Raw genomic sequence first — 14,016 nt, 5'->3', positions numbered from 1 at the left:
TTTAGTGAGTGCGGACTTGGAAGTCGCAATAGTATAAAAAGGAAGTTAATCGCATGACCGTGCTAGTCGTTTATTCGCGCCATCACGTGGTGAACCGTTATATCTCTCTGGTGCCGGTGATCAAGTTAGTTACTTGATTGTGGTCTGTCGCCTGCCCGTCGATTGTCATTGTTGCGAATCATACTTTTCCTGTGCTGGAAAAGTACGCGTCCCTATGCCTTAACAGAGAGTTCAAACTCATGTCGATTTTTGATCAAGCCATGCATCGTTCAGTTCAATGGCAAGACTGGCGTTGGCAGCAGAAGAATGCCATCCGCGATGAACCTGCACTGCGCAATGCCTGCGGTGGATGGGACGAGGCCACAACGGCGCATATCGAGCACAACTTGCAAGATCGCAAGATGCAGATCACGCCTTATTACATTGATTTAATCAAGCGTTCACTCACCAGCGCAGAGGTGATGGACCACCCCCTGTGGCGCCAGGTAGTACCGTATTGGAGCGAACAGGTGCAGGGCGACTACGACGGCAGTTCCGAAAACTGGGAACTCAATCATGAGATGAAGACGCCCATCTGCCAGCACAAGTACGACAACCGCGTGATCCTGCGCACCACCAACACGTGCAATGCCTATTGCCAGTTCTGTTTCGAGGCGCTGCGCACGCTGCAGGTGGGCACCGACAAAGCTAACGCCAACACTGACTCGTTCAAGGATTCGGTGGAGTACATCCGCGGTAACCCAGCGATTGAAGAGGTGATTCTCAGCGGCGGTGACCCACTGATGCTGGCCGACCGCAAGCTTGAGGAGATGCTGGCCGCATTGCGCGGCATTCGTGATGATCTGCTGATACGCATCCATTCGCGGGCCTTGAGTTTCAACCCGTTTCGCGTGACCGATGAGTTGGTGGCGATGCTGGAGAAGTACAAGGTCAATGCATTTGGTGTGCATGTCTGCCACCCGCTTGAGCTCAGTGCTGATTTTGCCGTCGCGGTTAAACGGATTCAGGGTGTGGTCCCGATTGTATTCTCTAACATGCCGCTGTTGCGTGGCGTGAATGATGATGAAGCGACGTTGCATAAATTATTCATTGATCTTTATCGTTTGGGCGTAAAGCCATATTACTTATATCACTTCATGCCGTTTTCACCCGGTGCTTCAGAGTATAAGGCGTCGATCAGCCAAGCCATCGCCATCATGGATCGGCTCAAACGCCGTGTATCGAATATTGCCCTGCCCGAGTATGTACTGCCTCATGCACAAGGCAAGTTCACCGTGCCATTGTTGGACTTTGAAAAGCCTGAAGACTTACCGCATTTTGAAGTCCGCGATGGGCAGCGGACTTACCGTTTTCGCAACTGGGAGGGCCAATGGTGCAGTTGGCAGGATGCGGTATGAAACAGGGTGCGATTCTGTTTATTGATGTAGATGACAGTGCTTGCGCTCGCTACCGCTACCGGGAACCGCATTTCACGGTGGCCCGCGCCCACGGTTTGGCGTGTTTGACGGCCGCCGTGGCGGGGCGCAAGCACCTGCAACGTCTCAGGGACGACAGTGACGAAGTGTTCCTGCTCGAAACGCTCAGTGAGCAGTCTGTCCTGGAGTTGGTCGGACAGTTGGACGGGCGTTATCAGGTGCGTGGGATTTTCTGCCAGGCCGGGCACCCGTCCGCACAAGGGGAGGTGGGCTGTATCGTCGCGCAGGCGTGTCAGCGGTTGGGCTTGGTCTACAGCCACCCGGAGGCGATTGCCGCGTGCAATAACAAGTTCTTGATGCGCCGCGTGTTGAAACAGCATCAATTGCGTTCGGTACCGTTCGTGCTGTGCAACAACGAACAGGAACTCCAGCAAGGCGCCGAGCGCGTGGGTTATCCACTGATCGCCAAACCGCCCTTTGGGGGGGCTTCGGCGTTTATCAAAAAATGCTCGAGCTGGGAGGAGCTACGCAGCCACTATTGGCATTTCGTAAGTGATCATGGCGCCGCCGCTTATGCGGACTTCTACGGCTGTGCGCACGCCCTGCCGCTTGAGGATGGGCTGCGGCGTGAATACTTGCCAGGCCACAGCATTCTGCTGGAAGGTTATATTCCTGGCATCGAAGGCAGTGTGGAATGTGTGATTGTCGGCGAGCGTGTCCATCCGCTGCTGATCAATGAAAAACTGCTGCTGACCGAGCGCAGCGGCACGGTCCTGGAGAACCTGCTGATTTCCCCGCCGACGTCGTTCAGCCAGGCCCAGTGCGAGCAGATCCGCCAGTACGCGGTGGACTGCCTGCACGCGGTGGGCCTGACCAACGCTGTGGTGCATTTCGAGTTTCGTATGACGGACGCAGGGCCGGTGGCCATCGAGATCAACCCGCGTCTGGGCGGACTGTATGTGAACTCGGCGTTCCGCGACCTGGCCGGTATCGATCCTTATCAGCTGTACATGGGATTGTTGTTGGGCGAGAAGGGCATCAATGCACAGTTGGAGGCTGGCGCACATAAGGTTGCCGATGCGGGGCAACACTACGCGATGCTGGCGATTTATCCGCAGCACAGTGGCCTTTTCAGGGGCATTGACGGCCTGCAGTTCCTCGACCAACACCGCTCGGTGCTGGAATACGCCCCGCAGGACCCCGGCCACTACATTGACGCGGATATCGAGGAGCATTATTTGCTCAAATGCTGGGCCCAGGTTGGCAATGCCGCCGACGCCCATGCCTTGCACGATGCGTTGCAGCAACATCTGCGCATCCTCATCGATCCACCGGTTGCAGGATAGCGATATGGACATCCCTCAGATCTCGGCGCTTTTGCGCGAACATCACTTCTGTCATCGCCCGGACTTTCGCGAACTGGTCAACGTTGAACCCGGTGAGGAACAAAGCTTTCGCGCGTATTGGGATAACCTGGTGCGCGACGAGGCGTTCAGGACTTACACCCACCGCGAACGGCGCATCTTGCGCTATCGTCTGTTACCGTCACGGCAATTGCAGATCGACAGGAATACGGCGTTCAAATCGCCGGTCACCTACGCGGTGAACTATCGCCAGGGCGTGAATCACCTGAGCTATAGCGAGGAGGGCTTTATCGAGCATCCCCTCATGCACAAGCTGCTGGCGACGGACCTCGCGGTGATTGCCCCGCACCTGGGCGAACAGACCTATACGATCGATATCCATCAGTTCCGGGTGCGGGCGGACGTGTCATCGAGCAGCCCGACCACATCGGGGATTCACCAGGACGGCCTGGATTGGGTGTTCATGCACTTTATTGGCGAATGCAACACGGTGCCGGTGGTGTCGGAGGTGTTTGCCGACGAAACGGAGCACAGCCGGCTACTGAAACTGCCGATGGAGAAATTTCTGGAGACTATCGTGATCAACGACCGTGGGTTCTATCATCGGGCCGGGGAGGTGCGACCGCGGGTAGAGACGGACCCGGCCTGGCGCGATGTGCTCTTGGTAAGCCTGCGCAGTGTCGAGGGGGCACAGCCTGCATGAGTCACGATCAACAACTGAATCTGTCGACCCGCAACGCTCGCCTGATCATCTTTGCCCGCGGTGTGTCGGATTTTGGCGCATTCCTTAACATGGTGGCGTTGTCCACTTATGTGTACTGGCTCAGCCAGAGCGTGGTGTTTGTCAGCATCTTCCTGGCGTGCCGGGTCACCGGCGGGATTGTCGCGAGCCTGTTTGGCATTCCGTTTTTCCGGCGGTTTGCCGGGCGTGGGACGTTGGCGGGGTTGGACCTGGCCCGGGCGCTGTTGCTGATGCCGCTGCTGGTGTTGTTACCGGCCCATCAACTTACCCTTCTTCCCTTTATCGCCTTCGGTATCGGCCTGTGCAATTCGCTGTTTGCCATTGGCCTCAACAGTCAGTTGCCCACTTGGGTCGCGCTTGAGCAGCGGGTGAATACCAACGCATGGATCACCTCGGCGGCCGCCACCGGCGCGGTCTTCGGCAGTTTGCTCTCCGGCTTGCTGATCGCCACGGGCGGATTTGAAGCGGTGTTTGCGGTCAACATCGGCACCTATGTGATTGCCGCTTGCCTGGTCTTGCCCTTGCGCGCGTTGTTTAGCGTTGCTGTTGCCGCGCGTCGCGGACTCGCCGCCGAATGGCATGAGCTGACCAAGGGGTTGCGCGGTGCGCCGGTGCTGGCTGCGATGTTGCTGATCAGCATGTTAGACACCCTCGGCAGCGCGGCCCATAACGTCGGTTGGCCAGTGCTGTCGCAGTACATTTCACCGGACACGGCCAAAACGGTCATGGGCTATCTGCTGGCCGTGTGGGCCTGTGGCAAGTTTGTTGGCGCGCGCATCGCCAGTGCAGTGTTGAAAGGTCGTGGCACCCAAGGCATGGAGCGCTTGTTCATGCTCGGTGTGGCGTTGATGTCCAGCGGCTTTATCCTGACATTCCAGCAGACCGAACTGTGGCTGGCGCTGTTGCTGGTGGTGTGGGCGGGGCTGGGCGATGGATTGTCCGAGGTGGCGTTGATCTCCCGTGCGCAAAGCGAGCCCGATAGCTTGCGCTTGCCGCTGTTCAGCCTCTTGACCCTGATCCAGATGGCCGGTTTTGGCGTGGGCATGCTGGTGGTCGGGCCGTTCTATGTGACGTGGACGCCGGCCCAGGTGATCGTGTTGTTCCATGGGCTGCCATTGACCGCCTTGTTGGTCATGACGATATGGCTGGGGCGCAATGCCTACCGGGGTGTCAGATCGACAAACCCTTGAAGTGTTCCAAACGCCACGCAGGCCTTTACTTTGCCGGAGCAGGCCGGTTGGAACCTGGGGCAAGGCGTGGCGTGTTGCAGGCGCGAGCAAGCTCACGCCCACAGGGTTAATGTTGCTTGAACATCTCCATGGCACGCTGGCGGATTTGCTCCTCGGTCAGGTCCTCCTTATGGGTGGCCAGGAACCACAGGTGCCCGAACGGATCCGTCACACTCGCCGAGCGATCCCCATAGAACTGATCCTGCGGCGTAGACACTATGTTGGCGCCGGCATCAACCGCCTGTTTGAATTGTTCGTCCACGTCATTCACATACAGGTGCAGGCCGACACTGGGGTGTGCGTCCGGATTGCGCAGGGCTGTTTCGTCGCAGGGCGTGCCCAGCATGATCACTGCTTCGCCAATACGCAGCTCCGCATGGCCGACCCTGCCGTCGGGCATGTCCAGGCGCATGAACACTGAGGCGCCAAAGGCCTTCTTGTAGAACTCGATCGCCTTTGCGGCCTCGTTGATGCCCAGATAGGGGGTAATGCCGTGATAACCCTCGGGAATAGGTTTAACGCTCATAACGTTCTCCTTTGATTGTGGTTATGGGGTTACAGCCTTTTCACTATAGGTCACGTTGCATTGCGCAACTGGCTTTACCGATCAGCATCAGGCGTGGGCTCCAGCAACTGCGCACCAGGGCCACGCTCACCCAGCTGGTCATCGTGATTGCGCAGCGGGCACGCCTCCATCGACAGGCACCCGCACCCGATGCAACCATTGAGCTTGTCGCGCAGCAGCATCAGTTTGTTGATGCGCTCATCCAGATCTTCACGCCACAACGCCGACAGCCGTTCCCAGTCGTGAGCGTTCGGTGTGCGCCCATCGGGCAGGGCCCGCAAGGCCTCGCCAATGGTCGCCAGCGGAATGCCCAGACGTTGGGCGATTTTGATCAGCACCACCCGGCGCAGTACATCCCGTGGATATCGTCGTTGATTGCCGGCATTGCGATTGCTCTTGATCAGCCCTTTGGATTCGTAGAAGTGCAGCGCGGTGACCGCCACGCCGCTGCGAGCGGCCAACTGACCGACGCTGAGTTCGTTGCTGAGCATGTAAGGCTCCCAAACAGTGCTTGACCTCGACTTAACTAGAGGTTTTACCCTGCGTGGCATCGAATCGCAAGATTCTTCCTACAGAGAGAGGGGGTTTTCATGCAGGTATCAGAGAAGAGTCGCAGCTTCACTCAGCTGATCGAGTTTCACATCGAACCCCGTCAGCAATCCGCCCTGGTGGCCGCCTTGACCACCCAGAGCGAGCGTCTGGCCGTGCGCCATGGCGGCTTCTTGAGTGCCAGCGTACAGGTCAGCGATGACGGACGCAGGGTGCTCAATTACTTGCAATGGCAATCGCGGGAAGAGGGTGAGGCGGCCTTCAAATGTTTTGAGCAGGGCGGCGAAGATTTCTGGACGCTGATCCGCGCCCACCGGGCCACGGCCGTGACCTTTGGCGCATTCCAGGTACTGCGCAGTTTTGAGCGCAGTCAGGACGATGCCTTGCACTGCCGACTAAATGGATAGGTGCAGCATCCGTTCGCCTTGCGCATTTTTCCCGGGCCTGCGCTTGTTGACCGCCAGTTCGCCGATCTTGATCAGGCGAGCGCGAGCGACGTTGCGGCTCAGTCCCAGCAAGGTGGCGGTGTGTACCTGGTTGTAGTGGCTGAAGTGATAAGCAGCGCGCAATAAGGCGTCCTCGACCTTTTCATGCAGGGCGCCGGACTGTTCCTCGAAGAGCCTTTGAAACGCCCGCGCCAGCAGGGCTTCTGCACAGGTATCGGTGTCGCTGTCGTTCTGGCGTTCGATGCGCAGGTTCGACAGGCGCAGGTCGTCGGGTTCGATCACAGCGTTGCGGCAGACCAGCAGGGTGTGATGAATCACGTTTTCCAGCTCACGGATATTACCCGGCCAGCTGTAGCGCTTGAGCTTGTGCTCGGCCTCGTGGCTCACGCTGATCGGACCGTAGCCCAGGCGCTGGCTGTAGGTTTGGATGAAGTGCCGGGTCAGCGGCAGGATATCGCCGGTACGTTCGCGCAGCGGGCTCAGTTCCAGGCTGACTACATTGAGGCGGTAGTAGAGGTCTTCACGGAAATGCCCGGCGTTGATGGCCTGTTCCAGTTGTACATTGGTGGCGGCCAGGACTCGCACATCGATTGCAATGCTTTTGCGCGAACCCAGGCGCACCACCTCACGCTCCTGTAGCACCCGCAGCAGTTTGACCTGGATGGCCATCGGCAAATCGCCGATCTCATCCAGAAACAAGGTGCCGCCGTCAGCCTCTTCGAACCAGCCGGCCTTGGCGCTGAGGGCACCGGTAAAGGCGCCTTTCTCATGGCCGAACAACTCGGCTTCCACTAGTGCTTGCGAAAAAGCCCCGCAGTTCACTGCCACGAAGGGCCGATTTCGCCGCGTACTGAGGTGGTGGATATGCCGCGCAACAAGCTCTTTGCCGGTGCCGGTTTCGCCGATGATCAGCACGCTGGCCTCGCTGGGGGCCACTTGCTGGATATGGTCGAGCAGGGCCTGGGACTTTGGGTCTTCGAAGACCTGGGCTGTGGCGCGGATCGAGGTCGCGAGGGCAGGCGAGGGCGGCAGGGTGAACAGCTGCATGGTGACCTCTCATGGGAATTCAAGCTTTGTTGAAGGGCTGTTGCCGGGTGGACAGTGGGCTGCGCGCAAGGTCTTTATAGAGGTATCGTCTTAATTCGTAAATGAAGGTGTTTCTATATTTATAGAACTTAAATGAATATAAAGGCGTTCCCCCTGTGGACGCCGATACGCGTGATAGCGACTATCACGGACGATGATTTTTCAGCGAGAAGGGGCGGGAGTAGCCTGTGTTCATTGACTCGAAACCATCTTCGCAGGGCCATCGCCATGAACCGTTTCCTCGCTGTTTCCCTTTTACTTGTCACCTCTGTCCTTGCGGGGTGTGCGACCCAGCCATCCCCGGAAATGCGCCCTTATACGGCCGAGGAAACCAAGCAGTTGGCTTTGGAGGCCCTGGGCCGTCGCGGCTTGTCGTTTGACGACTATCAACGCCAACGCGCCGCGTTGCTTGGCCAGCCAAAGCCCTTCGGCTTTGATCACCAGGGTGAAATGAACGCCGAGCGCAGCGTGGTTTTGCATGGTCGGCCCAGTTGAGCGCGCTTCATGCAGCAAAAAGCCCGAGGTTTCCCACAAGGAACCTCGGGCTTTTTGTTTGCCATGGGGCTACTTCAGCCTGTTAAGCTCAATTCCAGGAGCGTTCCTACGCACATTTAAATAAAGTTACCTTCTTTAATGGCATTCGATCGGTTAAACCTGACGACCTCTGTTCTGGTCGATGCCCCCCGAGACGCTGTTCTTGGGAATACGCTCTGCGAGTTTTAACCTCATGAATAAACGTCCGCTGTATTTCGACTACGCCGCCACCACGCCGGTGGATGAGCGAGTTATCCAGGTGATGGTCGAGTGTCTGGGTTTCAACGCCCACTTCGGCAACCCTGCGTCCAGTTCCCATGCATTCGGCCAAGCGGCCCGGCAGAAGGTTGAACAGGCGCGTCGCCAGGTAGCCGAGTTGGTGGTGGCCGAGCCCGAGCAGATAGTCTGGACCTCCGGTGCCACGGAATCCAACAACCTTGCGCTCAAGGGCGTGGCCCAGGCCCGTGGTGTGGCGGGTGGGCATATCATCACCAGCCAGATCGAACACAAGGCCACGCTGGACACCGCGCGGCAATTGCAGGAAGCCGGAGTGGCAGTGACTTACCTGGTACCGGATGCAGACGGCTTGATCAGCGTCGAAGCGGTCAGCGAAGCCTTGCGCGAGGATACCTTTCTTGTCTCGCTGATGCTGGTCAACAACGAACTGGGCACCCTCAACGATATCCCGGCCATTGGTGCGCGGGTACGTGAGCACGGCGCGTTGTTCCATGTGGACGCGGCGCAAGGGGCAGGCAAAGTGGCTATCGACCTGGCCCGGTGGCCGGTGGACTTGATGTCGTTCTCTGCTCACAAGCTGTATGGGCCCAAGGGTATCGGCGCGTTATATGTCGGGCCTCGGGCGCAGCAGAAGGTATTGGCGCAGATTCACGGGGGGGGCCACGAAGGCGGTTTGCGCTCCGGCACCCTGGCGACTCATCAGATTGCCGGCATGGGCGCGGCGTTTGCTCTGGCGGCGACGTCTTTCGAGGATGAGAAGGCCACGATTGTCGCGCTGCGCCAGCGCTTGCTGGATCAATTGGCGTCGGTTGCCGGCTTGCGTCTTAATGGCAGCTCAACCCAGCGTATTCCACACACATTGAGCCTTACCTTCAGCGAAGGCGAATTCAATTCAGCCGCATTGAGTGCAGGCATTGCCTTTTCCGCGACTTCAGCGTGCAATTCGGCCAGCAATGCGCCGTCCCATGTGCTTCTGGCCTTGGGGCATGACGCTCGCAGTGCCGCTCGCACTATTCGCTTGAGCCTGGGCAGGTTTACCACCGAACAGGATATCGACCAGGCCGCGCAGTTGATCAAGGCCGCATTGGCGAGTGCGCCAGCGTTCTGGGCAGTCTGATTTATCATCGCAATACATAACAATTATTAGTGGTTAGCAGGAGACACAATGAGTACGCAGCCTTTGACCCATGGAACGGTTCCCCAGCGCCTGGCGCACACCCGTGAACTGATGCGCCGCGAAGGCATTCATGCCTTGCTGGTGCCATCGGCGGACCCGCATTTGTCCGAATATTTGCCGGGTTACTGGCAAGGGCGCCAGTGGTTGTCCGGTTTTCATGGCTCGGTGGGCACTCTGATCGTCACGGCGGAGTTCGCCGGGGTCTGGGCGGATAGCCGTTATTGGGAACAGGCGACCAAGGAGCTCAAGGGCAGCGGTATCGAGCTGGTGAAGCTGCAACCGGGTCAGCCCGGGCCGCTGGAGTGGCTGGCCGAGCAAACCCCTGAGGGTGGCGTGGTGGCGGTGGACGGTGCGGTCATGGCCGTGGCCTCGGCACGTACCCTGGGTGGCAAATTGGCCGAGCGTGGCGCGCGTCTGCGTACCGATATCGATGTGCTCGATGAAGTCTGGCAAGACCGCCCAGCGTTGCCGAACCAGCCGATCTATCAGCATCTGCCGCCCCAAGCCACCGTCAGTCGTGGCGAGAAACTGGCCGCCTTGCGTGCCAGTTTGAAAGACAAGGGCGCCGATTGGCATTTCATCGCGACGCTGGATGACATCGCCTGGCTATTCAACCTGCGCGGCGCTGATGTGTCGTTCAATCCGGTGTTTGTGTCCTTTGCCTTGATCAATCAGCAACAGGCCACTTTGTTTGTGGCGTTGGGCAAGGTCGATGCGCAACTGCGGGCGGTGCTTGAGCAGGATGGCGTGACCCTGCGTGATTACAGCGAGGTGGCGCAAGCGCTGCGAGCGGTACCGGCGGGCGCAAGTTTGCAAGTAGACCCTGCCCGCGTCACCGCCGGCTTGCTGGAAAACCTCGACGCGGGCGTCAAGCTGGTTGAAGGCCTCAACCCCACCACACTGGCTAAATCCCGCAAGAGCCTGGCGGATGCGGAACATATCCGCCAAGCCATGGAGCAGGATGGTGCGGCGCTGTGCGAATTCTTTGCCTGGCTCGACAGCGCCCTGGGTCGCGAGCGCATTACCGAACTGACGATTGACGAACACCTGACCGCTGCACGTACTCGCCGCCCAGGCTATGTATCGCTAAGTTTCAACACCATTGCCGCCTTCAACGCCAACGGCGCGATGCCGCATTACCACGCCACCGAAGAAGAGCATGCGCTGATCGAAGGTGATGGCTTGCTGTTGATCGACTCGGGCGGCCAATACCTGGGCGGAACCACGGACATCACGCGGATGGTGCCTATCGGTACACCGAGTGAGGAGCAGAAACGCGATTGCACGCGGGTGCTCAAGGGGGTGATTGCTCTGTCCCGTGCGCAGTTCCCCAAGGGCATTCTTTCACCGTTGCTGGATGCCATTGCCCGCGCGCCGATATGGGCAGAAGGCGTGGACTACGGTCACGGCACAGGCCACGGCGTGGGTTATTTCCTCAACGTACATGAAGGTCCGCAGGTCATTGCCTATCAGGCTGCTGCGGCGCCACAAACGGCGATGCAGCCAGGGATGATTACTTCAATTGAACCGGGTACTTATCGCCCTGGCCGTTGGGGCGTGCGCATTGAGAACCTGGTGTTGAACCGTGAAGCGGGCAAGACCGAGTTTGGCGAATTCCTCAAGTTCGAAACCCTGACCCTGTGCCCAATTGATACCCGCTGCCTGGTGCCGTCGTTGCTCACGGCGGATGAGCGTGAATGGTTCAACGCGTATCACGCCCAGGTGCGTGAGCGTTTGAGCCCGCTGCTCAATGGTGCAGCGCTTGAATGGTTGCAGGTGCGCACTGCGGCGATTTGATCGGTTGCAGCCAAGGCATTGCCGGCTGCAATCAACACCTAGCTGAGGGCTTCACGCACAAAGTCCAGGCGATCCTGGCCGAAGAACAGCTGGTTTCCTACAAAGAAACTGGGAGCGCCGAACACGCCGCGCTTAATGGCTTGTTCGGTTTTGTCCTTGAGAGCGTCCTTGACGGCTGCATCATTGGACAGGGCCAGTACCTGCTCGGGATCGAACCCCTGTTCGGTGAGCACATTGGCCACGACCTCTGGGTCGCCCAGGTGACGGCCTTCCACCCAGAGTGCGCGGAACAGGCAGTCGATGAAGTCGAGGAAGCGCTCAGGCTGGTGGATTTGAATGCCGGTGACGGCGCGCATCAGCACCAAGGTATTGATGGGAAAGTGCGGGTTGAACCTGAGCGGCACGTTGTAGCGTTTGGCGTAACGCGCCAGGTCATCGAGCATATAGCGCCCCTTGGCGGGCACCATGATCGGCGAGGCATTGCCCGTGGCCTTGAATACACCGCCCAACAGCATCGGTTGATACACCACCTGTGCGCCGGTTTTAGCGCACAGCGCCGGCAACTGGGTATAGGCCAGGTAAGTGGCGGGGCTGCCGAGATCAAAGAAGAACTCCAGGGTTTTACTCATGGTCTGTACTCACTGCTTATTGTTATAGAGGGAGTCACCAGGTTTCATTCCAGGGGCGCAGGTCCAGTTCGAACGTCCAGGCGTCCCGTGGCTGGCGATGCAGGAACCAGTAGTTGTCGGCAATATGGTCAGGGTTGAGGAGGGCGTCCTGATCCTTGAGTGCGTATTTTTGCGGGAAGTTCTCGCGAATGAAGTCGGTATCGATGGCACCGTCCACCACCACATGGGCGACATGGATGTTCATCGGGCCTAACTCCCGCGCCATGCTTTGTGCCAGGGCGCGTATCCCATGCTTGGCGCCGGCGAAGGCGGCAAACCCCGCGCTTCCGCGCAAGCCGGCGGTGGCTCCGGTGAACAGGATAGTGCCGCGGTTACGCGTGACCATCCGCTTGGCGACTTCCCGTGCGTTCAGGAAGCCGGAGAAGCACGCCATCTCCCAGATCTTGAAGTACTTGCGTGCGGTTTCTTCCAGAATGCTGCAAGGCACATTGGCGCCGATGTTGAAGACGAACGCTTCAATAGGTCCCAGCTCGGTTTCGATTTGCTCGACCAGAGCGATCACGTCCTCTTCTTTACGTGCATCACAGGCAAAACCATGGGCTTCACCGCCCGCCAACTGAATGCTGTCTACCAGGGGCTGCAGTTTGTCGGCGCTGCGACGGGTGACGCAGGCGATGTAGCCTTCGCGGGCAAAGCGTTTGGCTATGGCGCCACCGGTCGCGTCACCGGCACCCACTACTAATACGATTTTCTTGTTGTGCGGCATGGGAACTCCATTGGCTCGATGGTCGAGCAGGAGTTTAGCCTTCGGGCCGCAACTGGCCTGAATTTAAGATGAGCAGTCAGGAAAGACTGCTCGGGCAGCTATTTGCAGATGACGATCATACTGCGGCTGGTATAGCCAGCTGGGTTGAGGCCGAAGGGATAGTCCCCAGGCTCTTCGGAGTTATCGCCGGATTTGGCTATCACCCGGTAGCCCTTGGCACCGCATGAGTTGGCTGCACTGGTGTAGCACTGGTCCCAGGAGGAGGACAGGCCTGAACAGTTGATATGCAGCCCTTTTTTACCCCGTTTCACTTCTGTTTTTGTGGTTGCAGCACAGCCAGCGATGCCCACAACCAGCAACAGTATCAAAATTCGTTTCATTCCCATCCTTAATAGCCGCCCTGCAAAAGAACAGAGCCGCTTTACTCGCTCTCGAGCGAAGCGTTCATGCTGTCCGTGTCGAAATTCTCCATGAATGACATTCGGTTACGGCCTAAACATGGCCTAAATGAGCGGCAAATACCAGAGCTGGCTTTAAAGATGATCAGTCGGCAGGCACCAGTGGTTTGGATTCGTTGCGCATCGTCAACGTCGCGCCTACGCTAGCCAGGATAATGCAGGTGATGGCCAGCCATTGGGCCAGGGATAAATGCTCATGCAGAAAGAACAGGCCGGAGAGGGCGCCGAACGCCGGTTCGATACTCATCAACGTGCCGAATGTGCGAGCGGGAAGGCGAGTCAGTGCGACCATCTCCAAGGTGTAGGGCAAGGCGGTGGACAGAATTGCGACGCCAATGGCGACAGGGATCAGGGCGGGCGTCAGCAGCGCGGCGCCCGCATGCACGATGCCGATCGGTGCGACGAACAGGGCCGCAATCATCACGCCGAGTGCAGCGGTCTGAACACCATTGTCGTTCCCAGCCTTTTGGCCGAATAAAATATAGAGGGCCCAGCATCCGCCTGCGCCCAGTGCGTAAGCCGCGCCGACCCAGTCGATACCGCTACTGGCCTCGCCCATCGGAATTAACAGCAGCAGGCCGATGATCGCCAGGGCAATCCACAGGAAGTCGACAGCTCTGCGCGAGGCATAGATAGCGACGGCAAGCGGGCCTGTGAATTCGAGTGCTACTGCAATCCCCAGCGGTACGGTACGAAGGGACATATAGAAGAGGAAGTTCATGCCGCCCAGCGCCATCCCGTAAATGATCACCGTGCGTAAGGACTTGGCCGTCAGCGTGGCGCGCCATGGGCGTAATAGCACCAGCATGATCACACTGGCGAAAATCAAACGCAGAGCAGTGGTGCCTTGTGCGCCAACAATAGGAAACATGCTTTTGGCCAATGACGCACCGGATTGGATGGACGCCATGGCGATCAATAGCAGGCCGATCGGAAACAATGCGGATGCCAGGCGGCGAGGAGGGGTGGTCATTGCGGGAGTTCTTCCGAAGTCATGATCGATAAATACGTGGCGCTATGAT

General features: G+C 58.5%; 15 protein-coding genes. 8 read left to right on the top strand and 7 right to left on the bottom strand.

All coding sequences use genetic code 11. The features are described 5' to 3' along the window. The first annotated feature begins 239 nt into the window (after positions 1-239). The 4 genes from MHH62_RS06675 to MHH62_RS06660 are packed head-to-tail and all read left to right on the top strand — an operon-like array spanning position 240 to position 4,711. Positions 240-1,397: a radical SAM protein gene (locus MHH62_RS06675; protein WP_014717811.1), complete on the top strand. Its 1,158-nt coding sequence runs from the start codon at positions 240-242 to the stop codon at positions 1,395-1,397. After that, positions 1,394-2,761, top strand: coding sequence for an ATP-grasp domain-containing protein (locus MHH62_RS06670; protein WP_020301062.1), 1,368 nt, complete (start codon positions 1,394-1,396; stop codon positions 2,759-2,761). Before MHH62_RS06675 ends, MHH62_RS06670 begins: the two co-directional genes overlap by 4 nt. A gap of 4 nt (positions 2,762-2,765) precedes the next feature. Beyond that, complete coding sequence (locus MHH62_RS06665) at positions 2,766-3,482, top strand: 2OG-Fe dioxygenase family protein (protein WP_020301061.1); 717 nt, start codon at positions 2,766-2,768, stop codon at positions 3,480-3,482. Further along, positions 3,479-4,711, top strand: coding sequence for an MFS transporter (locus tag MHH62_RS06660; protein WP_020301060.1), 1,233 nt, complete (start codon positions 3,479-3,481; stop codon positions 4,709-4,711). Before MHH62_RS06665 ends, MHH62_RS06660 begins: the two co-directional genes overlap by 4 nt. A gap of 106 nt (positions 4,712-4,817) precedes the next feature. Here the strand turns inward: MHH62_RS06660 and MHH62_RS06655 are convergent, their stop codons facing one another. Together MHH62_RS06655 and soxR are read right to left on the bottom strand one after the other, a co-directional pair. Beyond that, a complete protein-coding gene (locus MHH62_RS06655; RefSeq protein WP_020301059.1) occupies positions 4,818-5,276 on the bottom strand; it encodes a VOC family protein in 459 nt (152 codons plus the stop codon). A gap of 74 nt (positions 5,277-5,350) precedes the next feature. After that, positions 5,351-5,806 (bottom strand): redox-sensitive transcriptional activator SoxR, encoded by a 456-nt coding sequence (soxR, locus tag MHH62_RS06650; RefSeq protein ID WP_014717816.1) that lies wholly within the window; start codon positions 5,804-5,806, stop codon positions 5,351-5,353. 99 nt (positions 5,807-5,905) lie between these two features. Here soxR and MHH62_RS06645 point away from each other — a divergent pair, with 99 nt between their 5' ends. After that, positions 5,906-6,271 (top strand): antibiotic biosynthesis monooxygenase, encoded by a 366-nt coding sequence (locus MHH62_RS06645; protein WP_019817256.1) that lies wholly within the window; start codon positions 5,906-5,908, stop codon positions 6,269-6,271. Here the strand turns inward: MHH62_RS06645 and MHH62_RS06640 are convergent. After that, entirely contained in the window at positions 6,260-7,357 is a 1,098-nt protein-coding gene (locus tag MHH62_RS06640; RefSeq protein WP_019817255.1) for a sigma 54-interacting transcriptional regulator, read from the bottom strand. The two genes, MHH62_RS06645 and MHH62_RS06640, sit on opposite strands and share 12 nt — an antisense overlap. Positions 7,358-7,624: 267 nt before the next feature. Between MHH62_RS06640 and MHH62_RS06635 the strand changes: the two genes are divergently transcribed. The 3 genes from MHH62_RS06635 to MHH62_RS06625 all read left to right on the top strand — a co-directional run bounded on the left by MHH62_RS06635 (position 7,625) and on the right by MHH62_RS06625 (position 11,141). Beyond that, positions 7,625-7,891, top strand: a complete 267-nt coding sequence (locus tag MHH62_RS06635) for a lipoprotein (RefSeq protein ID WP_032904559.1) — start codon at positions 7,625-7,627, stop codon at positions 7,889-7,891. Between the two features lie 232 nt (positions 7,892-8,123). Further along, positions 8,124-9,284, top strand: a complete 1,161-nt coding sequence (locus MHH62_RS06630; RefSeq protein WP_339232714.1) for an aminotransferase class V-fold PLP-dependent enzyme — start codon at positions 8,124-8,126, stop codon at positions 9,282-9,284. A 48-nt stretch (positions 9,285-9,332) separates the two neighbouring features. Then, positions 9,333-11,141 carry an aminopeptidase P family protein gene (locus MHH62_RS06625; protein ID WP_020301054.1) on the top strand — a complete coding sequence of 603 codons (1,809 nt, stop codon included), beginning with the start codon at positions 9,333-9,335 and terminating at the stop codon, positions 11,139-11,141. A 38-nt stretch (positions 11,142-11,179) separates the two neighbouring features. Here the strand turns inward: MHH62_RS06625 and MHH62_RS06620 are convergent, their stop codons facing one another. The 4 genes from MHH62_RS06620 to rhtA all read right to left on the bottom strand — a co-directional run bounded on the left by MHH62_RS06620 (position 11,180) and on the right by rhtA (position 13,967). Next, positions 11,180-11,770, bottom strand: coding sequence for a 2-hydroxychromene-2-carboxylate isomerase (locus MHH62_RS06620; RefSeq protein WP_032901924.1), 591 nt, complete (start codon positions 11,768-11,770; stop codon positions 11,180-11,182). Positions 11,771-11,804: 34 nt separating this feature from the next. Beyond that, on the bottom strand, positions 11,805-12,536 hold the full coding sequence (locus tag MHH62_RS06615; protein WP_014717823.1) for an SDR family oxidoreductase: 732 nt from the start codon (positions 12,534-12,536) through the stop codon (positions 11,805-11,807). 98 nt (positions 12,537-12,634) lie between these two features. Next, positions 12,635-12,916: a hypothetical protein gene (locus MHH62_RS06610; protein WP_003190182.1), complete on the bottom strand. Its 282-nt coding sequence runs from the start codon at positions 12,914-12,916 to the stop codon at positions 12,635-12,637. 163 nt (positions 12,917-13,079) lie between these two features. Further along, a complete protein-coding gene (gene rhtA, locus MHH62_RS06605; protein ID WP_020301052.1) occupies positions 13,080-13,967 on the bottom strand; it encodes a threonine/homoserine exporter RhtA in 888 nt (295 codons plus the stop codon). Between the last annotated feature and the right edge of the window lie 49 nt (positions 13,968-14,016).

It is taken from the genome of Pseudomonas sp. FSL L8-0168 (assembly GCF_037976155.1).
GTDB classification, from domain to species: Bacteria; Pseudomonadota; Gammaproteobacteria; order Pseudomonadales; family Pseudomonadaceae; genus Aquipseudomonas; species Aquipseudomonas paracarnis.
Note: the sequence above shows the minus strand (reverse complement) of the source record. Positions and strands in the feature narration are given on the sequence as shown.

Excerpts from the sequence above, each read along its gene's own strand:
- MHH62_RS06670 (WP_020301062.1), top strand. The coding sequence starts at position 1,394 with ATGAAACAGGGTGCGATTCTGTTTATTGATGTAGATGACAGTGCTTGC.
- MHH62_RS06675 (WP_014717811.1), top strand. The coding sequence starts at position 240 with ATGTCGATTTTTGATCAAGCCATGCATCGTTCAGTTCAATGGCAAGAC.
- soxR (WP_014717816.1), bottom strand. The coding sequence starts at position 5,806 with ATGCTCAGCAACGAACTCAGCGTCGGTCAGTTGGCCGCTCGCAGCGGC.
- MHH62_RS06610 (WP_003190182.1), bottom strand. The coding sequence starts at position 12,916 with ATGAAACGAATTTTGATACTGTTGCTGGTTGTGGGCATCGCTGGCTGT.
- MHH62_RS06620 (WP_032901924.1), bottom strand. The coding sequence starts at position 11,770 with ATGAGTAAAACCCTGGAGTTCTTCTTTGATCTCGGCAGCCCCGCCACT.
- MHH62_RS06630 (WP_339232714.1), top strand. The coding sequence starts at position 8,124 with ATGAATAAACGTCCGCTGTATTTCGACTACGCCGCCACCACGCCGGTG.
- MHH62_RS06655 (WP_020301059.1), bottom strand. The coding sequence starts at position 5,276 with ATGAGCGTTAAACCTATTCCCGAGGGTTATCACGGCATTACCCCCTAT.
- MHH62_RS06665 (WP_020301061.1), top strand. The coding sequence starts at position 2,766 with ATGGACATCCCTCAGATCTCGGCGCTTTTGCGCGAACATCACTTCTGT.
- MHH62_RS06635 (WP_032904559.1), top strand. The coding sequence starts at position 7,625 with ATGAACCGTTTCCTCGCTGTTTCCCTTTTACTTGTCACCTCTGTCCTT.
- MHH62_RS06640 (WP_019817255.1), bottom strand. The coding sequence starts at position 7,357 with ATGCAGCTGTTCACCCTGCCGCCCTCGCCTGCCCTCGCGACCTCGATC.
- MHH62_RS06625 (WP_020301054.1), top strand. The coding sequence starts at position 9,333 with ATGAGTACGCAGCCTTTGACCCATGGAACGGTTCCCCAGCGCCTGGCG.
- MHH62_RS06645 (WP_019817256.1), top strand. The coding sequence starts at position 5,906 with ATGCAGGTATCAGAGAAGAGTCGCAGCTTCACTCAGCTGATCGAGTTT.
- MHH62_RS06615 (WP_014717823.1), bottom strand. The coding sequence starts at position 12,536 with ATGCCGCACAACAAGAAAATCGTATTAGTAGTGGGTGCCGGTGACGCG.
- MHH62_RS06660 (WP_020301060.1), top strand. The coding sequence starts at position 3,479 with ATGAGTCACGATCAACAACTGAATCTGTCGACCCGCAACGCTCGCCTG.
- rhtA (WP_020301052.1), bottom strand. The coding sequence starts at position 13,967 with ATGACCACCCCTCCTCGCCGCCTGGCATCCGCATTGTTTCCGATCGGC.